This window comes from Legionella nautarum, from assembly GCF_001467895.1.
Lineage (GTDB): Bacteria > Pseudomonadota > Gammaproteobacteria > Legionellales > Legionellaceae > Tatlockia > Tatlockia nautarum.
This window is the reverse complement of record NZ_LNYO01000024.1, coordinates 42,655-64,298: the sequence shown is the minus strand read 5'-3', so window position 1 is coordinate 64,298 and position 21,644 is coordinate 42,655. Positions and strand designations below refer to the sequence as shown.

The following is a 21,644-nucleotide window of genomic DNA, read 5'->3' as shown; positions in this document are numbered from 1 at the left end:
TCTCCTCTAAAGTTCTGCAAAGTTAAGAACCCGCTTTAAGTTCTATATTGTTACTTTAGAAAAAGAAGAACGATAAGTAAAATCGAATATATTGATTACATCAATCAATATTAACTATGGTAGTCTCTGCATTTTGGTCCGCTTCTCGAGATGTTAAAAGAAGAGTACCCATGCCAATTAAACTAAATACCACAGCAGGAACGGCTAAAGGTAAAGTCGAAACCACTGTTTTATTAATTAGAAAATAACCTACAACACCTGCAAATAAGAAACGTAGGGCTCCTCCAGCCGCAGCCGCAGCGCCTTTTGCTTCTTCGAAAGGTGCCATTGCACCACCCGATCCAGCCCCCATGCTAAAGGAACCGCCGATTCCGATAGCCAGCATGGGGTAAATAAAGTTATGGATACTTAAACCCTGTGCAAGATACCAAACTAACATCCATAATCCGCCAATTAAACTTAGAAAATAACCCAGCAAGCAGGTTTTAAAAATACCCACACGCTCAACAATGGAACCGCCTATAAAACTCCCAATTAACACAGAGATGCCCATAAAACAGAAATAAAAACCATATTGAGTCTGAGGGATTTCTAAAACTCGAATAATTAAATAAGGCGATAGAGCACAGAATAAATAGAAATAACAATGACCAAAAGACGAGGCCAAAGTATAAATCGCAAATTCTTGGTTACGAATGACATCGAGATATTGTCTAAATACTTTGGTTGTTAACGGGGTTCGCCGGCTGCGTGGCAAGCTTTCGTCTAACCAAAAACCAACGGTAAATAATGCTGGAATTGCGACAAGTAATAGAGCCCAAAAAGTCGATGACCATCCTAAATATAAGTCAAGATAACTACCAATAAACGTAGCGAAAATAGGCGAGAACGAAATCATCCCATTTAGAAAACTATAAGCTTTTGCACTTTTATCACCAGCATAATGATCACGAACTATCGCAAAACCCAGAACTATCATGCCACAAGAACCTAAAGCTTGAATAATTCGATAAGCAATGAGCTCGTTAACGTTGGTTGCTAAACCGCAAGCTATCGATCCCAAAGCAAAACACAAGGTCGTTAGTATTGCAATTTTTCTTCGTCCAAAATGATCAGAAATAGGCCCAATTACTAATTGCATGAAGCCCGCACTCAGCATAAACAGATTTAAGGTCATCAACATTTGCGTGTCAGTGGCATGAAACTCTTGAGTGAGATGGGGGATAGCAGGCACATAAATATCCATTGCCAAAGGCAAGGCGAGCACCATAGGAGTTAAGGCGATAATTAGTTTGGCAAACATTGGATTTAACCTGGTTATTTTCAAGACAATTTATTTTAACTCGGAACAGTCAATAGATTCCATCACTTGAGGCTTTAATAATTTCGTATCTCTTATCGACAAGGCATTTTAGATGACGTATTATCAAGAAGCTCTTTCTGCCATTAACTCAGGCCTAGTCTAGTTTCATCGCGGCCGAAGAGCATTAAACAAATGCAGCAAATAATAATTTTAATACCATCTTTGGAGTAAAGCCATGGCTGCCGAGCAAATTTCGGCTTCTTTTGTCAGCCCCCTATCTTTACCTGGCACTCAAAAAATGCCACAAGGCTATTATCGCTCTAAATTATTTATTGCTCCTTTTACGACCAATCTGTTGGTCGCAGCAGCGGGTCCATTATTATCCTTATTAGAGCGTTTGTATGTCACTCCTTCACTTCCTCCAATCAACAGTATCCGCGAAAATATTGAACATGAATTGCGCGCATTCCATAGTCGTTTAAATAGCAAAGCCTACACTGAAGAATTCGATGCCATCGCGCATTATCTACTTTGCGCGACCATTGACGAATTGATTGGCAAAAACTATCTTCGCCTCTATGGAAAAATCGCTGAATTTCAGGCGTTTACTCCTTCATCTCAAGACGATAAAGGTCCGCAACGCCGATTCTTCGACATTGTTGACTACATCAAACAAAGGCCCAATCAATATTTGGATCTCCTTGAACTCGCTTATTATTGCCTAATTACAGGTTTCGAAGGCGAACAACATAGCCGCGCCGATGGCAGGCAAGTTCTGGATAATTTAATTGAGGAGTTGTATCAACTCATTAAGCAACATCGCGTTAATAAATCCCATCGTCTATTCAACGAGCAAAAAGGGGTTGAGAGTTTTCCTAAAAATCGTAAACCCTTGTTTGCAGTCTCTACTATTGCCTTAGCTGTACTAGCCGCAAGTTATTTTGCTAGTCAAATTCTCTTAGAAAAACAGGCTAAAACATTCCAGTTTGGGCATACTGTAACTGCAAAACTGGATGATTAATGGATAGATCGCTAACCGCGCTTTGTGACGCGCTAAAAAAAATCCTCGGACATTTAAAACCTCAACATAATGCCATTTCATTTTTACTGATGACCGGCAAAATAAATCAAGGCAAAACGACCCTCTTAAGGCAAAGTAATTTAACCCACTATCCAGTAGATAATGATACCTCTGCGAATTTTTTTTATAACCAACAGGGGGTGATTCTAGAACTTGGCGAATCATGGCTTAATCAAACTGAAAATTTAATTGCTTATACGCTTAAACAATTAAATCGCTGTCACAAAAGCGTCAGAATTTCAGGAATTATTTTGTGTGTCGATTCGAGTGAATTCTTGCTCGCCGAACCCGTGCATCTTTTAGAACAATGTAAATCGCATGCTCAATTGCTTGAACGCTTTGGTCAAGGCTTAGGCTACACAGTCGACACCGCCCTTTTATTTACCAAACTGGATGCGGTCGCCGGATTTTGTGATTTTTTTCAGTCCGATCATCCGAGTGATTTAACCCAACCTTTAGGTTTTTCGCTAGATTACGCTAAGCAAAGAAAGAAATTACTGGAAAATTACCGACAACAATTTGATCAAATGCTCGAGGTTTTAGGCCAGCAAATTATTAACAAAATGCATCCGGCCCGTTCAACCGTCAAACGCACTTTAATTAGAGAATTTCCGCTGCAACTCTCCAGTTTAAGAATGCCGGTTCAATCATTAATTCAGAATTTACCCTTACAACTTTTTCGCTTAAAAGCGATCTATTTTACTAGCGCTGAACAAGGCGGTTTGAGTGTTGATCGTTTAAATAAAAAGATTCAACATGAATATGCTTTAACCATCCAAGATAAATTTCCGCAATCAAATAATTATCGCGCTTATTTTATTGAAGGTGCGTTAAAAGCTTTTCAAGAACAAACAAAACGCTATATTCCACAAATTAGTAATTCGCAAAAATGGCTAGCCAGTATCGCGGCTGGAGGCGTTGGATTAACACTGCTCTGGCTTATCAGTCAGCATTATAAAACAACTCAACTTTTAGATGAGGCCAGCAAAGAGTTACTCACTTACGAAGCGCTGCTAGGCCAAGCAAATGACAAAACTTCGGCCCTCTATCATCTTTCATTGGCAACGACCAAATTGGAGCAAATTCCTAGCAATTTCTTTTCGGTTCCTACGATTGAGCAGTTAAAAGCACAGTTACAAAATAATAATAAACATCGTTTATATGATAATTTTATTCCAGAATTGATAGCGGATTTAGAACAAATTCTTTCTGATCCAACACAGACACAAATGGCGCATTATGAAGCCTTAAAAATTTATTTAATGCTTGCAGAACCCAAGCATTATTCCGAAGCAGAAATCACTCATTGGTTCAGTCAATATTGGATAGCTCGTAATCAGCAGAAAAATATTGATAAGGAGCTAGTATTACTCAAAAATGCGCTAAAGCAACCTATCCAATCGCTAGTTATTAATCGGCAATTAGTCAGTGATGTGCGTAATTATCTCAATGCCTTACCCGCCACTTATCTTTATTATTCACTAGCGAAGAATCATCTACCGCAAGAAAAACAAAAAATTACAGCCCCAGGCTTTGATTTAGCAACACAAGATTTACCTAAGTTTTATACGAAAGAAGGTTTCCAAGAAATTACTACTGAGCTGCCTAAAATTGCGCAACAATTGCAACATGAAAATTGGGTTCTTGCGCGACAAGATCTTGATAATTTACCCGCTTTATTAGAAGAAGCTTATAGCTTTGAATACGTCACTTGGTGGCAAAATTTTATCCGCCATACTAAACCTCAGCATTATCAAGATTATCAGCAGGCACGCCAGCTTACTTTAAGCATGCATCAATCGAACTCCATTGCCAAACTTATTGAGCTTATTCAGCAGCAAACCAGCCCCGAAGTCAGTAACGATACGAGTCGATTCAATGAAAAAATTGCCAATCAATTCACCAATCTCAACTTAATGAGTGCCTCGGCAACCAATGAATTGACGCAAAATATTAATGAACTGGAAAAATTCTTAACTACTTTATCCTTAGTTAACGATCAAGGAAAAACGGTATTTGAATTGACTAAATCAAGATTCCAAGGCGCCACGCTCTCCGATCCACTCAGTACGCTGTACAATCGCTCACGCCAACTACCAGAGCCTATTGCAGCCTGGGCAAAACAATTAGCCGACGACACTTGGTTTATTTTCATTAATGAAAGTAAAAACTATCTGAACAGACAATGGCAACAGGTCGTTTACCGCGAATATCAAATGACAATCGCCAATCGCTATCCGCTTGATTCGGCACAAGCGAGCGAAGTGAGTATTTCTGATTTTGATCATTTTTTTGCGCCCCATGGCACACTGAACGCTTTTGTAAACGCTTACATAAAACCCTTCTTAGATACTTCTATTCCGCAATGGCAACCCAAAGAATTAAATGGCTATGTATTGCCGATATCAAGCAATATCACTAATGAATTGATACGTGCCAATGTGATTTCTAATATGTTCTTTCCAGACAATAACGAGACAAGCAAGATTGAATTTAGTTTACAAAAAATCAATCTAGATCCTGTTGTTGCTAACTTCGAGCTCACTATTGGATCCAATAAATTAGCTGATAATCAAAGCTCAGATTCTTTCACTCAATTCAATTGGCCACAAAATAATGCGAAATTGGTATTATATTCGATTGAAGGCAACCACTACGAACTGGAAGAAACAGGCCCCTGGGCGTTCTTTAAGATGTTACAGAAAGTCAATGTCTTGGTTGATAGTAATGACAGTTCAAGCTTACAAATCTTGTTTGAAGTCAATGGCAATTCGGGACGCTATGTCCTGAAAACACAAAATCAAATTAATCCTTTCAGTCCTGGGATTTTAGCGGGTTTTGTACTTAAGCAAGAGGTAACTTAGGCGATGGATTGAAGATGACAAGCATACCAGCTTTGCTTTTATTCCAGTTTAAATGGCCTTTTTTCTGAAAATGCTTGCATCAGTTGTTCAAAATCTTCTTGATCTTCAAATTCAAACTCTAACTCCTCTTCAAATTCTTCTTCTGCAGCCAGGCTTTTCATTCTGGTACAATTCAAAGCGTCTATTAAACGTTCTGTATTTTCTGGATCAAATAGATGGTATTCATCAATTTCTGCTATTCGATCCAATAAATTGCACTCATGCAACAAGGAACCGACATAAAGCCGCTCATCCAGATTAGGTCCATCAATCAAGGTAGCAAATACCTCTAGTTTCTGCGCCTTGGCGAGTTTTATTAAGATAGATGCCAAATTAGTTGCTTGTTCTGGACATTTATTAATTGCACAACGCACATCCTTTTCCAGCCACCTGGTGAGCAGTCCTTGTTCATCAAGGATATTAAGCTGCTCAAAATTATCTTCTATTAAACTTATATTACTCAGTATCAATTTTCTAAAATAATCCTGTTCATCCATGTTTCCAATTTGCCATTTAATAATCGACTCACAAATGCTGGTTGAATGTTCAGGATAGGTTAACACGGCTGTCAGGAAATCATCTTGAAATAAATTGTTAGCTTTTAGTGTGATTAATGTGTTGAGTAATTGCAGTGCTGATTCGGGATGACCTGCTAAAACTTTAGTAATCAGATCGTTCGGTAGAACAGCTTCTTTTTGTAAAAAAATTGTATTTGCTACTAACTGTCGGGAATAAACAGGATTTTTTATAATTGCTTCACGTAAAAAAGGGATAGATAACAATTTGTAGTCTTTAAGAAGATAGATACCTTCTAACAGGGAACTAAAATACTCAGGATTCTCATTACTAAAATATAGCCCGTCAATTTGCGCTAGGGAAATAATTAAATCACTATTATTATTTTCAAAGGCAAAATCGACTAGTTTGCTTCCCTTTTCAACGCTCAGATTAGCTAATCTTAAAAAGGAAGTGAGTTTTGTATTAGCTATGCCCTGCAATAAATGAAGAGCATGGTTCCAATCTCTTTCAACCGCGTCCCTGAACTCAAGAATCTGATTAGAAACAAGCTCTTCATCTTTCTTTTCAACAGAAGGAGCTGTTGCATTAATACTTTTTAATACCTCAGAAAACTCGGGCTTATCATACATAAGATCGCGAGCCGTTTTTTTTATACCTCCTGGATAAGTTGCTAATAAGTCAGGGTTAGCCCCCGCTTCCAATAAAAGAATAGCAGCGGGCACATTACCTCCTGAAACCGCAATATGTAAAGCTGTCTCCTGTTTGTAAGAATAGGGCGTTGTTTTAGCAACTCTCATATTGACATCAGCACCATACTTTATTAACGATCTAAGAAAATTAGTATCGGAAGATTGCGCTGCTAAAAATAGTTCATGCATCACCCTTCCTCTACCTTGTTTATGAATAAATAGACTTGGATTGTAGATTTTACGTGAGTTGTATTTATGTGTATTACTATAATATTTGATAAGGCCTAACTCTTTTATTTTGATAAAATTGGTATCCAAATCTGGAACAATCCAGAGCTCCATTCCACCTCGACGAAAAACGTTTATAATAGGCATTATTGCTGCTGCTAAATCATAATATCTTGCATCCTCACCGTGTTCCTTGCGATATTGCTCAGACTTAATCCATTTTTTATAATATTTATCAAGGAGATCTTTAGATTGGATATTTTCTTTCGCAGGCGAATAAAGCATCCAAAATTCAAGGTCATCTGGATTAACAGGATTATCGATAAACGCTGGTGCATGAAAAGTTAAATAACTCGGAAGTTTGATCTCATCTGTATCTGGCATCACATTGGTATCAAGGGTATAACCACCTACTGTATAGAGTAAAAACAGACTAAACGCCTCTTTAACAGTCACTCTATCCCGTATTGAATCTCTTGTTTTATCCAAACAGGTTAGCATTATATCAATTAGACAATCTGTCTCCGATTGAAACTCGCGAACCTCAGAACAATCTCTTATATGATGTTCAATTGCAATAACTTTTATCGGATAGTCCTTGAATTTGACACTGTAGTGCTCAAGATGATCATATAAACACCAAAAATGGATGGGATTATTTTTGTTAGCTTTAGCCATTTCTATCGGGCCGGCCACATCATGGCCTGGCACACCCACTCCAGATATATTAGGAGGGCCAACCCAAATATAATGTAGTGTAGGAAACTCCTCGTATTTTGATTGCATCAATTGATCCTTTTCTAAAAAAGGCTATTTTTGTATTTGGAGATTTATAATAATTATAGATAACAATTTGTTTCTATGCCGGTTAGTTATTTCCGGGTTTACCCAATTTATGTGTGTAATATCTAATGCTTAGTAGTGAGCTTAGGTTAAGGGGCGTTGTTGCATGATTGAACCCTCTCCCTACGTCCCGCGACTTGTTCGGGATCCAGAGATCTCAGTATGGAAGAAGATCGCCTGGATACCGCAGACAAGCCGCGGTAGGTAGGGACGAGAGTAGAGTTTGCAACAACGCCGGTTGAAGGGCGGAGTGTTTGAATAGGGTCATTGCTATTCTAGAGTGGCGTTAGGAAAAAAAGACTTTGGACTTTAACGAGGTTAATCAGCTTAAAACCAATTCCTTCGCTGATAACGTGATTCAGCTGCGTCAATCTGTTCTCTCGTTTGCGGGGTGGTTTTGAAGAAAGAAGCATTATTATATGGTCTTTCAGTAAAACCATCCTTTAGCTGTTGTTTAAGTACATCCTGGACTTTATAGGTACCCTTTCTATCAAGTCCAACCATAAACATTGAAATGAATTCCCATAATTCCGCAGGTAAATTGGTCCTGTTGTTTACATCAACTCGATTGTTATCAATATCATGAGCTGTAACAAGCTGCAACCATCCTTGTAAAAGCCAAGTACGAGTGCTCTCTTGCATGGCCAACAAAGCTTCTGCCTCGTTAAGCTGTAATTTATATTTTGTTATGAGAAAATTTAGTTTTCTCGCATTCTTAATGAGGGCTTCAATATCTGGTAAATTGTCCTGCTCTTTTGCTCTCTCTGCGATTGTGCGAAGCAGATCTTCATCAGTAATAAAAGGCATATCTTGCAATGCAAGTTTATAATTACCCTTTTCCAGATTGATTTTACTGCGATTGATGTAAGCAGCTATACAAAAAGGATCGATCTCAACTGCTTTATTATAATCTGCAAGAGCAAGATCTTTTTCTCCTAAAGCAAGATAAGCATTTCCACGATTATTGTAGGCTGATGCATGATTTGGGTCGTATTGAATTGCTTGGTCAAAATACGCCTTTGCTGCGTTCAGATCGCCGCCATTTCTGTAATAAATATTTCCTAAATTATAATAAGGCACTACAAAACTTGGTTTAATTTCAATCGCCTTTTTATAACATTTGTCAGCCATTTTAAAATGATCATGCACAGGACTGTTTACATTCAAACCCTCATATGCTCTCGTATAGCTTAAAGCCCAATTTGTATAGGATGGGAAATGATTAGGGTCTATTGAGGTCGCTTTTTTATAATTTCTGCGAGCTGCTAAAAAATTACCCAATTTTCTATAGGCATTACCACGACAAAAAAAATATTCTGCATTGGTACAATTTAAATCTATTGCCTTATTAAAGTCTAAAATGGCTTTTTCAAAACGACCTTCATTAAAATGAATTAGACCGCTTTTATACCATTTTTCTGCATCGGCCTTTTTTTTCTTGATTGGCATAACAATTCCTATTCTTTTTCCTGTAATTACCAGATAGCTCCAAATAGGTTACATGGTCTAGGAAAGTATTTTTTAACCGGTATAATAAATCAATACTATTGGCCACTCAAACACAGTCGCAATGAGCAATTTGGAATGGTTTGGTGGACAATACAAGGTAATAGATTTTTGGGGATTGTCTTAAACTATTGGGGATAGGCATCCCATTAACCAGTAATTTTGAGATAAAATTGCTTTTTTCACGAAACAACTATCTATGTTTTTTATACAAATAGAAAAGAGTCTCAATTAACTCTATTCGAGCACCTTGAAGTGTTTTACAATCGGAAAAGAATCCATTCGATTTTAGGGTTTGAGAACCCGAGCAATTACGCGTCGGAAGTTTTTTCCATTAGGACTGAGTTGATAAGGACATAGTGATGATTCATGGTATCAAGTTGGATGAACTCTTATATTTTTTAGCTTCAATTATTGGCATTTCATCATTTTTCTTAACCAATATTTTATTATTACGTTCCTTATATATGGTTTCGAGTGCCTTATTCGTTCTGTCAGGCTTCCTGTATCATATCAATATTATTATTATTATGAATTCGCTTTATTTTTTGGTAAATGGTGTCCAAGTTATACGTCTGTTGTTAGAACACAGCACCATAATATTACCTAAAGATCTGAAGCCGATTTATAACAAAATATTCTATAATATGACCCCTAGAGAATTTCTATCTTTTATTAAATTAGGGAATAATAAATCTGCAGAGAATAATGAATTTTTGTGTCATGAGGGAGAATCAACAGACCATTTATTATTGATACTTAGTGGAGCGGTTGCTATAGAAAAACACTCTAAGAAAATAGCAACCTTATCCGATTACTTCTTTATCGGTGAGATGCACTTTTTAACAAAAAAACCAATGTCTACAGATGTGCGTGCGGAAACCCCAGTGCATTACTTAGAATGGAGCCATGATCAAATTAATCGACTACATCAGAAAAAACCTGAAGTATATATGAAGATTTTAGCTTCAATTGGAAGAGATTTAATTACAAAAATACAACAGGAAACAATGCCCGCTTAAGGTGGGGTATCCTAGTGCTGTTTTTGCCGCTTCTGAGTCATATCAAAAGCATTAAAAAGTTATTTATCTCAGGATGTTACCCGTAGCAGCAGATTGAGAGAATCTCGCCTCAGAGAGCCAACTCGGGCAACCTTTAGGTTATATTTTTGCTGGCAACATCTTTATATTCGGATCTTTCGCATAAGCATTGAGAATATCACTCACTAATTGCGACACAACAGATGCCTTTGCATCTTCCTCGATAAGCCCGGTTTCCATTTTCATAGACGCTAAACGCGTTTCAATTTCTTTTGCTATGGATCCGTTAGGGAACAAAGCAGCGAGCAACCTTCTGGCTTCTCCAGGCCCTAAATGACGGTATAATTGATTCCGCACTGTCGCGTCTTCCGCCGTGGTACTAAAAGCCCATAACTCAACCGGCCCCAGCGTCAGGGTTAATAATTGGACGTTAACCCCATTTTTAGTTGCATATTGTACAAGAAAAGTTGCCCCACCTTGGCGTGGACCATGGACTCGTGTACGCAAAGCGACTTTGGCTGTGCTTGATAGACCGAAAATCTGAGCAGTTTTCTCCACTGCCTGTGAAGGACCGGCATCCATCACGTAGATAGCAGTACTAAAATCGATCATTACCGGATCAAAGTCATCAACGGATTGAGAAAGTAATGCAATTTGCACTTTCCACTTACGTCCTTCCCGCATATCAATAATAACTTGATCGCGAACCGCTTTGGATTTGGCTGTTCGGTGGAATTCATCATAAACAATACGTTTGGGATCTTCTCTTATCTCTAGAATTCGCTCTTTATGATATTCCCTATATTGCTCCGGCATATTACTTACACTTTCTTCCGTTAAGTAATAATGTCGAGCGAGGACATACCGAGCCAACATATACATCACTGATGTTTGACGATCGGCGGCATCCCCCCCACTTTTAGCCACTTCGTCTAAGTCAAGCGATACCACACGCGCATCACCTATATCAAAGCTGGTTACTCGAGACAAAATTGAATATTCGCGTACAGCTCCAGAAATCATCCGTGAAAACGCATTGATTAAGGACTCTCCGGTCGGTGCAGTTACTTTCTCGTACAAATCCTCAATAGAAGGAGTACGGCAAATGGACGCTGCATCAGCTAATAAAGGCATAGCATAACGCTGAGCCAGCATCGCCTCATGAGCAAAGCCTGCTGAATAGAGAGAATCGGTTACTTCCCACCACGTGGATTTTGAATCCCTCACAAAACCAATTTCTTCTAAGATACTGTCAATAAATTCTTCCACCCCAGGTGCATAAGGGGTTGGATTATATTCATCCGCTAAGCTTTTATATAATTCATCAACAACCATCCCTGCCAAATCAGGCATACCATCGTAGGGCTTAGCAGCACCGAGGGGAGTCGTCAACAAGGTTAAAAAGTTAACCAAAAATGAACGTTCTGTCGCCGTAGGGTAACGGCATCCTAACTGAGTATCGAAGGGATTAATAGAATACTCTGGCGTCATCCTTAAACGATGATAAGCTACCAAATGCCTTTTGGATGCTGGCAGCGCTTCTTTAAGAAGTGAAATCAAGCCGCTACTTGATGGGCCAATATCGATAATCGCAATTCGCGGTAGACGCGTTAATCCACCAGAGAGGCAAAGTGCTAAATTTAAGGCATTGGATAACACTGATTTACCAGAACCTGGGCGCGCATATACTAGATCAATCCAGGTCGTTTGTTGGGTTGAACCAGGTTGAAAAGGCCAAGGCTTACCGTCGGGGGAGCGGAAAAGTAAAGCGCCATGCTCCCAGGGTGAGGCTGGTCGCGTGATGGGTAACATGGAAATCACATCGGATAAAGGAGCGACTGAGGGTACCGCAGCACTATTCTGAGTGGTAGCCAACATACTTGAAACGAAACCGGCGAAAGCATCGCCACAAATTTCAGAAACATCTGTTGAACCCCAACCCTGAATGGCTTTAACCAACTCTGAACTACGACGACGCAACAAAGGAAGCTCACCTTCAGGAGCCCAAGTCGCCGCTACAACACGCAAACGGATAATGGCATCATCCGTATTGAGCTGTAAATATTTGAGCAAATTCACAGAGTCACTGATCAAGCGGTTTTGTGCTGAAGAGAAACTTAAAATAGCAGAAAGCAACCCTTTTAACTTTATGGTGTTTAAACCTTCACTCTCAAGAAAAAAAGAAATTCGCCAGGGGATATGTGACGGTAAGATACGCGAAAATAAAGTAATAAAAGGCCGAATATCTTTTGGAAATAAATCAATAAAGACAGAGGAATAGATTTTGTTACCCACTCTAACTGTTCTTAAGTCCAAAATCTCCCCATCCCTAGGAATAATCTGTTTTGCTAGAGAAGGCCAAAGTAAGTCGGAGGGATCACCATTAAAGCTATCTATTTCACGCGGTAAGATTTTATCGCCTGGGAGGCTAGCACGCCAATCATCAGCCGTAAAATCAGGATCAGCTGTCATCCGTATTGCATGAACAGCATCATGAACATTCATTAATCTCGCATAGATATTTAAAGCATCAAGATCATTAAGGATGGAGCGCACATAAGCATCGTGTGTATCGCGTAATTCAGGAATAGCCGCAAAGATGGTTTGACTATTTTTAAATGCCGGCGCTTTTTTGTCCTTGAGCATTTTTATCTTAGCTTTATTAGCAGCCTTGAGTTGCTCTTGCGGTAGATTGAAGGGCCTAGTAAATAAAGCAAAATATAGACGTTCTTCCGCACAATACTGCGCCAGAAAGCCTACACGCTCATGAAATAAGTCATCTAAATTGAGTTCTAGTCGCTTTGCAGTTGCTTCAGCGGGTGAATAAATGTCTTGAATAACTTTTCTGATATTTTGTTTATCATGACTAAAATGCACTTGCAAAGCGTGACCTGGTCGCCCCATAGCGGCCTGAAAAGCATTGCTTAACCCTTCAACCAGTCGCTCAAACTCTTCGGCACCGGCAAGCGCTGTTACCCCTTCAATTTTTATAATGGAAACTAAAGAACCATCATGATTAACCAAAACAGTCGGGCTGTCGGCGGTTTCCAAATCACAATAAGACTCTGTTGTCTGTTTAAGAGAAGTACTTAGCCAGGCAAAAAAAGTGTCAACACCTTCAAAAAATGAATCTGCCCATTTTCCCATATCATTTCCTACTAATTCATAATTATCTAGGCTTTGCTCTCGGTTATCTCCTCTAGTGCACTCGCAGCCCAACGTTCGATTTGCTTACGAAACTTAGCCCTTGAAGGTAATAATCGAACATCCTTAAATAATTTGTCAGAAACCTCAGTTGAAGTGACCCCTGAGTCAATGATTAACTGGCCAAATATAGCCGGATCACTAGTCCCTTCACCATATTTTTCTTCAACTAGCTGCGAACGAAATTTAAAACTTCGATAAATATTTTGTGCACTATTTTTATAGCCAGTATCATTCGTAATAGCACAAAAAAGCACATGGCATAAACTATTTAACTCGGTTTGGCTAAGCTCAGGCAGGTAGACTAAAGTGCCGCCGCCATAACCACCCACACCCACCGATTCAATAAAAAAGCATTGGGCACAAAAGCAACATGCAGTTGCTAAGTTAGCTAATTTATTATTCGTGAAGTCATGATCAAGATTAACTACCTCTTGAAATAATCTTGCCTGAAATCCACAAAATTGGCAGGTATACCTATCCCTCTGGAATACCTTAAGTTCGTAACCTTTGAAGCGCTCGTCCGCTTTTCTGGCTGAATATAAACGCCATGAACCCGGGCTAGCAACGAGCTTCAACCTATTTTGCTCTTTAACAGCCATTAAATATGCTCACAAATTAGCAAAAAACCTTAGTAAAATATTACAAAACACTATTAATAAATAGCGGAGGCAAATAGCTCGCCTCCCAACTATTAACTACCAAAGATTGTACCTGAAGGACCAGCAACAGAACCACTAGTTCCAAACATAGTTTGTCCAGCAACACCTAGAATTGATGGTAGGAATAATAAGGCTGCTGCTATGAAAACTAACGCAATTGGCGTACCGATTTGGATTTGGGTGGGGTTATCTTTATGCTGCTTAAACTTCATGATTGCACCAATAGAAAAACCTAGGCCCGCCAAGTAAGATCCCGCTGTAATTAATTTAGCCACGCTGGTAAACGAAGACGTTATACTTGATGCCATCGTACCAAGACTTGTCGAAGCCGCCACTTCACCGGCTACGGCCATCAAGCTAAAGCAAGCAACCCATGTTAGCAAGCGCTCTAATCGGCGCTTTACTTTTAACGGCATTTTCACTGTTCTCTCTCCTTTTGTATAAAGACTATTAACCTGTACCATATAACGTATTATTGATGATTTCTAGTGTGGCGACAATGTTCATGGCTAAAATTCCACCAAAAACATGCACCAAGCCCTTTCCTGTACCACCCGGAGGCTGTCCTTGTGAGGCAGATCGTGCAATGAGAATCCAACCTCTTACAAAAGCGATGACACCAATAGTCTGTATTATAATCGCTAAAGGTCTTCCAACAAGACTGCCACTGCCAAACATCCCGCTAATCATTTGATTATTACTATTCACGGGCGCATATTGTAAGATACTTGAAGAACCAAAAGTAGTCTGCAACATGATAGCTAAACCTGTGGGGAAATAGATAAATATACCCGCAACGATCAAATAAATGATAGGTTCTTTGATGTTCGAACTCGACGACATCATCGTGCGGGATTCCCCATAAGATTTCAAAGTATAGATCGCTTTAAAAGCGAAAGCTAAGCCAATTAAATATGCTGCTCCTGTTATTAGTCGCTCAACAGGTAACAAATTATTCGCTATGTTAGTTAAAATATCGACTTGATTTGTTAGCCATTGTGGCAAACCAGTTCCAGACATAAAGCCCTCAACTATCTTGCTGACTAAACCTAATCACTCGTCCTGAGCTGGTTAAGATGCGTCCTTGATTAGGATCAATCAATTTAATTACACCGTAACCGGTAATTTGGGTTCCTTCTCTAACGGTAAGTGTAGACCCATTTGGAGCAATTAACCAAGCTCGCCCAGGTATTACAGCTTGTATATAATAAATGGGTATAGTGATTGGTTTTGTAACAACGGTGCGAACCGGTGGAGGCTTTGGTTTTGTCCTCTCTGTAAGTATAGCAATTTGGTTGGATTGTTGATCAACTTTGTTCGCCAGAACACTAATCTCCCGGTTAAGACTAGCAATTTTTTCAGAAAGATCATTCACATTCGAATTGATCCCACCTAATTGACTATTCACTGAATTGACTTCAGAACGAACGTTCTGCTGTGAGATCTCTAAATCAGAAAGCTTTTGAGTGACTTGCGAATTATCTACCGTTGGCTGAGGCGGCGGTGTCTCTACGGGTGCAGCAGCAGGTTGTACGGCCTGAACAGGTGGTGTTTCCACAGGTGGCGTAGATTGAGTCGTCGTAGTTATTGTAGGAACAATAGTCTCGTCAGCCGCTTTGCGATTGGCCCAATAAGAGGCAAAAAATTTATATCCCAGCATGGCAAGAACGATTAAAATGACAGCAATTAAGGCATTACGCAAAATATTCTTACCTTGACGAGGCTGCTTTCCTCCTGGATCTTCGCCGCCGGCTATAGGCTCCTCATCACCTAAATGATCCGAACCCATTGAATCTAAATCAGCGAACTGATATTCATCATTGTACTCATTATCTGCCATTTCTTACCTGCTCATCATGTTAAAGTGAGGTCACATCTTGAGTGAATAATATCCCCAAAGTAGTGCCTGAATAAACTTCGACAGTCGTTGGCGTACTAAACTGCTGCTGAGCAACCTGTCCCCATGCTTTTCCGAGTGTTGCTAATCCAATTACCGCATTTTGCAGCGCTGAGCGGCCAATGCCATTCTGGACGGTTACGTTTTGTCCACCACCAGTACCCCCAATCGTTACAGTTGTATTTGCTGATTGGAACGCATTACCAAAACCTTCAAGGAAAGAGGAGGCAAACAAAGAGCCGTAGCGCAATAAATAGTGGTGATTGGTCTTGCTTGATAAGGCTGTACGTGCCGTATTCGGGTCAATTGCATAAGCACTGATTGAAGTCGTTTTAGGAGCACCAGGAACAGACATGGTATTAAAACTAATCACCATCTTCTCGGCATTGGTGGGTAAGTTAAAACTGCCAATTAATTTTGCGCCTCTTAATTTACCTGAAACAATTGTCGCGAGAATAGGACCTGGCTCATCACTATTTACTGAAGTATCAAGCACTGCAAAAAGGACATCACCTGTTTTAATTATAGCTCCCTGTGGTCTGATTGGAGCATTTTCTCCCTCCGTCCCAGGACCTGACGGCATTGAAGATTGGTGTATTTCTGTAGTCGTTGAGGACTTCTTTTTCTCCTCATTACCGGAAACATAGGTTTGTGTAGTTACTTTCTGCCAAGCATTGAGAGATTGATTTGCCGTTCCTAGCATCTGAGAAGTGCGCTGTTGAATTTTTTGCTGGTATTTTTGGTCAGCTAATTGTTGATTTTGCTTTCTTAAAATATCTTGGAGTTTTTTAGCATTTGCTGCCTGGGCAGTGACTGCAGCATTAGGTGCTTGTCCAGGTAAACCTGGCAGGGCAGGAATTGGGGACACATTAGAAGGAACAGTCGCAGGAATATTAGCACCTCCTAAACCTGCAACTTCTGTAGTCAGCCCAGCGTTCTTGATCTCAGCATCGCTATAGCCTGCATTCTTTAAATCCGCAGCAGAATAGCCTGCATCCGCTAAATCTTTTGCAGAATAACCAGCCTGACGTAGAGCTGCGGCACCAAAACCAGCATCTTTTAAATCTCTAGCACTAAAGCCTGCATTTTTAAGATCTGCAGCAGAAAATCCTGCATCGCGCAGTTCCTTCGCAGAGAATCCAGCATTTTTAAGATCCGCAGCACTAAAGCCTGCATTTCTTAACTCACCCGCAGTAAAACCAGCATCTCTTAATTCTTTCGCCGTATAGCCCGCAGCTTTCATCGCTGCCGCACTGCAACCTAAGGTTTGTTTGATTGTAGCTGCTGACACACCAGCCGCACGTGCTGCTTGTAAAGAAGCAACACTACAATCTGCTGTCCGTCCTGCAGCGATAACCGCCGCACCGCCTACCCCAGCCTGCCTGAGTTGGTCAGGGCTAAAACCAGCATCCAATAAATCTTTAGGGGTAAAACCTGCATCGGATAGTTCTTTTGCACCATAACCCGCATTTCTTAGAGCCGCAGCACTACAACCGTTTAAATCTCGAATGCGTTTTGCAGATACACCAAGATTAAACAATTGCTTGAGTTTTGCTGGATCACAATCATCGGCGCGAATAGCATCATCAGTTAATGCTCCTCGCACCTGATCCGGCGTGAAGCCCGCTGCTAAAAGTTGCTGAGGAGTAAAACCAGCTGCCGCAAGTTGTTTTGCATCATAGCCAGCAGCTCTTAATTGTGCAGCGCTACAGCCATTTAAAGCACGAATTCTTGCAGCAGAGACACCTTGAGCAAAAAGGACTTTCAATTTATTAGGATCGCAATCATCGGCGCGAATGGCATCATCACTAAGACTTGCTGCACGAATTTGGGCAGGGGCAAATCCTGCATTCGCTAAATCGGCATCAGTAAAACCTGCGTCTTTTAGTGCCTTCGCACTACAACCAGCATATTGTTTAATTAGCCTAGCGCTGACCCCTGCAAGACGTTCTTTCTTAAGCGCCTCAACGTCACAACCTGCACTCTTGATATCTGCAGGGCTAATTCCAGGAGGCAATTCAGATTCGGCCGATGAGATTTCACCGGGTGTATAACCTGCGTTAGCAAGATCGTCAGGACTGAATCCTGCATTCAATAAATCTCTTGCGCCATAACCTGCCTGTCTAAGTTCCGCAGGACTAAAACCAGCATTTTTGAGGTCGGCAGCACTAAAGCCAGCATTTCTTAGATCGGCAGCAGTATAGCCTGCCGCTTTTAATTGAGCTGCACTACAACCATTTATCCGGCGAATTGCTGCCGCAGAAACCCCAGATGCACGTAAACGTTTTAACGCATCAACCTGACAATCTGCTTTGCGAACATCTGCTTCACTGATGCCATTAGGTAAGCCGCTTGCTTTCGCAATATCATCATCGGAGAAGCCTGCCCCTTTTAACTCGCCGTCAGAAAAACCACCATCTTTCATTTGTTGGGCCGTAAAACCTGCATTCCGTAATTCGCAAGCATCAAATCCGCAAAGGCGTAATCGGCCTGCCGTAAAGCCAGCATCTTTTAGCTGGCGAGAATTAAACCCCGCTGCCCTTAATTCTTTGCATGAGCAAATTTGTTGTAGATCGCCGATCTGATAGCCATTAGCTTTTAATTGCGTACAAGTACAGCCTGCCTTTAAATCCGTCAGCTTGGCGCCCTGGCTTACTACAGTGGCAACAGCAGCTTTACTACAACTGCTATTTTGCAAAGTTTGTAGCCAGTCGTTACGTTGGGCTCCAGCTTCATCTTCACGGGCTAGGGTTGCAAAGCCAACCCCCCCTTGGCCGCTTGGTGGTTGATCTATCGGTTGTACGCCCTCTCCTAATTCTTGGGTACGGATAATCGTAGGAATCGCACTTCCACCTGTTTTCAGTGCAGAAGCTGCTTGGTTGACATTTTGGGCTTGTTGCAATTTCGCATATTGCACAGTTGGATTTAATGCACCAGGAATGGATTGAATGCCTGGCGCATTGGATACATTCGATGAAACATTACCTATTTCATTTGAGACCTTTAATTTGAAAAAACCAATAACTACTGCAGTAATTAGCAGTATCGCCGTGAACACAATAATCACTCGTGTCCGAGTATTTGTAAATAGCGATTTAAGATTCTCTTTTCTACCTGCCATTTGATTATAACCCTTCTACCTTGAGCTGCATGACTTTTCCATGCCATGAAACGAGTAGCACTGGCGATTTTTGCATCTCGTAAGCATGCATACCATCGGCGCTAGTCATACTTCCTATCCAGCCTGGAGACAAAATTGTAAGGTTGGTTCTGACATACATTCTGTCATTAATTATCCATGCCCTCGCATCTCCGCCACTTACTGTTAAGCGCTGACTTCCTGCTGGAGGCACTCCATCGAGCACATGCAAAAGAACATCGCTTGCACTGGGAGGCAACCCTTCTTCCATTGGCATTGTTTTGGCATTAGGGCCGAAGCCTTGAATTCTTAAGTCTACTCGATAGTCTACTGCTTTCTGGCCAGGAATAAGGGTTAGCATGACAGGGGTATTTAAACCACGTAATCTCACGGCAAGGTTGCCATAATTGTATAATTTTAAGGCTTGAATCATGAGGGTATTACTTGTTTTATCCCATTGAATGTTAAAAGCGGAAGGATCGCCTAAATCATAGGCGCTAATTGGCCAAGGAGCTCCAGTTGAATCTAGAAAAACCAATGAAGACACAAATCCTTGAGATAAACGAATTACAGGCGGGGTAGAGCCTGGTGATAAGTTGACAATTTGTGAGGTTGCCGTCGGTTTTGGTGGTGTTCCAGCCGTAGAGGCTTCAGCAAATTCGTTAGCTTGATACAATTGCTTCAAGCGAAGAATCTGCTCAGGGGTAAGCGGAAATAATTGTCTAGTTACCCCTTCAAAAGCCTTAATATCAATTAATTCAGTATCTTCAGTAGATAAGACAGTTTCGTCTGCTTCCCCTGTGGCGGCAGGATTAGCGCCCGCGGCTGCAAGAGGGGGGGCTACCCCTCTCCGAGCAGGTGGGTTAGCTGCATTAGCCGCCCTATTAGGCTGAGCTGGTTGGTTGGCTCCCGCAGCGGGTTGCGGAGGGGTTATACCTGACTGTGATAAGCGTTGTTGTAAAAGACGAAGCTGCTGCAGCGCCTGCTGTGCGGAATCAGTCTCCGCAGACGCATACGCTGAGAAAGAGATTGAATGAGCTATGAATGCTATAGTCAATCCAATGAAAGGGAATAAATTCTTCTTTTTCTTCATTGACCTATTCCACCACTAGCAGGGCCTACCACAAACTGAGCTATACCAATACCACGTGGAGAATTCAAGGTTGATACCCGTGTTATCAACATTGTCACCACATTATTTTGTTGAGAAAATTCACTAGCACTTTGATAAGTGACCAAAATGGGCATTTGTACTCGCCAAGAATAAACTCCATTTAATAAACCTTTTTGCAAAATGATCGGAGCACGCGTAGCCACCGCCGATACAATCAGTTTTTTTGCTTTTACTGCATCTAAGTTATTGGATTGCTGTAAAGCATTCAAAAACTGTGTCCATCCATCTGCAGTAAAAAATCCAGACGAAGCTTGTAGTTCATCACGATAATTCACAAAGTTATAGGTAAATGCTGCAATCGCGGCTTGGTTTGCCCATTGCAACACCGCTGAGTCTGATTGGTTAGGCTCATCTAAAGGGAACAAAGGAGTAATTCGGCCACTGATACTTGTCGCAAAATATTTCGGAGCAGGCGGATGCGTTAACATATAAACCAAAAGCGAGGCCAAAATAAAATTAATAAGAACAGAAAATAGCAAAGCAAATATTATTTTACGTTGACCGTCACGATAAAACTCATTTCTCAGTTTAACAGCAGTTAGAGCATCTTGAGCCATAATTTCCTCATTATTGCGGTATGACCTTTACGGTTTCATTCTCAATTGGATCAGGTGCAAGCAACGGAGTCGTCGAATAATTCGGCTCATCCATTGGTGTTAATTGAACTGGTGGAGTAATGCCACTAGTCGCATAAAAATCACGTTCAGGTTGGTGGAAATAGAGGAAGTAAATAGCCAGTCCTAATAATATATTGATAATCAACGAGACAATAAGGGCTCTTCCCCCCGTTCGATAAGTGCGAACATAAAAGGATTTAGAGTTTATTATTGTCTTCCAAGTCTCTCGACTCATCGTTGCCTCATCTAAACAATTGCATCTCTGAAAGTAATTTCGATGCGTGAATTAGGCGTTTTATCACCTTCTCGGGTAAAGCCCATTATTGGTTTATCACTTCCCATTCCTTCGGTAAAAATAAAACGACTATCAATACCTTGTGTCCATAAATAATCGCCAACTGCCCTTGCTCTCGCTAATGTTAAAGCATGTTCCCGCCTCTCGGAAACATATTTCCCACTAAAACCGGTAATATTTACTGCAACTTTACGGAATTGCTTTAAAAACCGCACCACATTATTGAGTAAACCATAAGAAGCCCAAGTTAATTGAGGAGATTGGTTTGGAAACAACGAAGCAGAAGGAATGCTAATTAAATAATCTTGACCTATAGTAATAACGGCAACACCGCAGCGCTTAAGGCTTTTTTGTAATCCTATTATTGCCCTATCTTCTGCACCTTCTACTTTATAGGGTAACTTCAACGCTTCGTTCTCTAAAGGTCGATAGACCTTTACCTTACACCCTGTCAGGGCTATAAGTGCAAGTAGAGTAACAACATGCCATGTTGAAACAGCAAATAAACCAACACGCAATCGTCTCACCTAAACCCCTCAGATTC

General features: G+C 40.7%; 16 protein-coding genes. 3 read left to right on the top strand and 13 right to left on the bottom strand.

What is annotated here, in order from left to right; translation table 11 throughout:
• Positions 1 to 100: 100 nt before the first annotated feature.
• Entirely contained in the window at positions 101 to 1,303 is a 1,203-nt protein-coding gene (locus Lnau_RS12130; protein WP_065240299.1) for a multidrug effflux MFS transporter, read from the bottom strand.
• Positions 1,304 to 1,538: 235 nt separating this feature from the next.
• Between Lnau_RS12130 and icmH the strand changes: the two genes are divergently transcribed.
• Positions 1,539 to 2,324: a type IVB secretion system protein IcmH/DotU gene (gene icmH / locus Lnau_RS12125; protein ID WP_058505416.1), complete on the top strand. Its 786-nt coding sequence runs from the start codon at positions 1,539 to 1,541 to the stop codon at positions 2,322 to 2,324.
• A complete protein-coding gene (gene icmF, locus Lnau_RS12120) occupies positions 2,324 to 5,248 on the top strand; it encodes a type IVB secretion system protein IcmF (RefSeq protein WP_058505415.1) in 2,925 nt (974 codons plus the stop codon). The genes icmH and icmF overlap by 1 nt, the downstream gene beginning before the upstream one ends.
• Positions 5,249 to 5,286: 38 nt before the next feature.
• On the opposite strand, the gene Lnau_RS12115 is transcribed toward icmF, so the two are convergent.
• A complete protein-coding gene (locus Lnau_RS12115; RefSeq protein ID WP_058505414.1) occupies positions 5,287 to 7,509 on the bottom strand; it encodes an ankyrin repeat domain-containing protein in 2,223 nt (740 codons plus the stop codon).
• Positions 7,510 to 7,893: 384 nt separating this feature from the next.
• A complete protein-coding gene (locus Lnau_RS12110) occupies positions 7,894 to 9,015 on the bottom strand; it encodes a tetratricopeptide repeat protein (RefSeq protein ID WP_058505413.1) in 1,122 nt (373 codons plus the stop codon).
• 419 nt (positions 9,016 to 9,434) lie between these two features.
• Here Lnau_RS12110 and Lnau_RS12105 point away from each other — a divergent pair, with 419 nt between their 5' ends.
• Positions 9,435 to 10,094 carry a Crp/Fnr family transcriptional regulator gene (locus tag Lnau_RS12105; protein ID WP_058505412.1) on the top strand — a complete coding sequence of 220 codons (660 nt, stop codon included), beginning with the start codon at positions 9,435 to 9,437 and terminating at the stop codon, positions 10,092 to 10,094.
• 138 nt (positions 10,095 to 10,232) lie between these two features.
• Here Lnau_RS12105 and Lnau_RS12100 read toward each other — a convergent pair whose 3' ends face one another.
• From Lnau_RS12100 to icmN, 10 genes are all read right to left on the bottom strand, one after another.
• Positions 10,233 to 13,259 (bottom strand): type IV secretion protein IcmB, encoded by a 3,027-nt coding sequence (locus tag Lnau_RS12100; protein WP_058505411.1) that lies wholly within the window; start codon positions 13,257 to 13,259, stop codon positions 10,233 to 10,235.
• A 26-nt stretch (positions 13,260 to 13,285) separates the two neighbouring features.
• Positions 13,286 to 13,918 (bottom strand): type IVB secretion system protein IcmJDotN, encoded by a 633-nt coding sequence (gene icmJ / locus Lnau_RS12095; protein WP_058505410.1) that lies wholly within the window; start codon positions 13,916 to 13,918, stop codon positions 13,286 to 13,288.
• A gap of 92 nt (positions 13,919 to 14,010) precedes the next feature.
• Positions 14,011 to 14,331, bottom strand: a complete 321-nt coding sequence (locus Lnau_RS12090) for a type IV secretion protein IcmD (protein WP_420795484.1) — start codon at positions 14,329 to 14,331, stop codon at positions 14,011 to 14,013.
• 97 nt (positions 14,332 to 14,428) lie between these two features.
• Positions 14,429 to 14,998, bottom strand: a complete 570-nt coding sequence (locus Lnau_RS12085; protein WP_058505409.1) for a hypothetical protein — start codon at positions 14,996 to 14,998, stop codon at positions 14,429 to 14,431.
• 7 nt (positions 14,999 to 15,005) lie between these two features.
• On the bottom strand, positions 15,006 to 15,818 hold the full coding sequence (icmG, locus tag Lnau_RS12080; RefSeq protein ID WP_058505408.1) for a type IVB secretion system protein IcmG/DotF: 813 nt from the start codon (positions 15,816 to 15,818) through the stop codon (positions 15,006 to 15,008).
• A 19-nt stretch (positions 15,819 to 15,837) separates the two neighbouring features.
• On the bottom strand, positions 15,838 to 18,996 hold the full coding sequence (gene dotG / locus Lnau_RS12075; protein WP_058505407.1) for a type IVB secretion system protein DotG/IcmE: 3,159 nt from the start codon (positions 18,994 to 18,996) through the stop codon (positions 15,838 to 15,840).
• 4 nt (positions 18,997 to 19,000) lie between these two features.
• Positions 19,001 to 20,107 carry a DotH/IcmK family type IV secretion protein gene (locus Lnau_RS12070; RefSeq protein ID WP_058505406.1) on the bottom strand — a complete coding sequence of 369 codons (1,107 nt, stop codon included), beginning with the start codon at positions 20,105 to 20,107 and terminating at the stop codon, positions 19,001 to 19,003.
• On the bottom strand, positions 20,104 to 20,745 hold the full coding sequence (locus Lnau_RS12065) for a type IVB secretion system apparatus protein IcmL/DotI (protein ID WP_058505405.1): 642 nt from the start codon (positions 20,743 to 20,745) through the stop codon (positions 20,104 to 20,106). Before Lnau_RS12065 ends, Lnau_RS12070 begins: the two co-directional genes overlap by 4 nt.
• A 10-nt stretch (positions 20,746 to 20,755) precedes the next feature.
• Positions 20,756 to 21,040, bottom strand: coding sequence for a type IVB secretion system protein IcmM/DotJ (icmM, locus tag Lnau_RS12060; protein ID WP_058505404.1), 285 nt, complete (start codon positions 21,038 to 21,040; stop codon positions 20,756 to 20,758).
• 11 nt (positions 21,041 to 21,051) lie between these two features.
• On the bottom strand, positions 21,052 to 21,627 hold the full coding sequence (icmN, locus tag Lnau_RS12055) for a type IVB secretion system protein IcmN/DotK (RefSeq protein ID WP_133134860.1): 576 nt from the start codon (positions 21,625 to 21,627) through the stop codon (positions 21,052 to 21,054).
• Between the last annotated feature and the right edge of the window lie 17 nt (positions 21,628 to 21,644).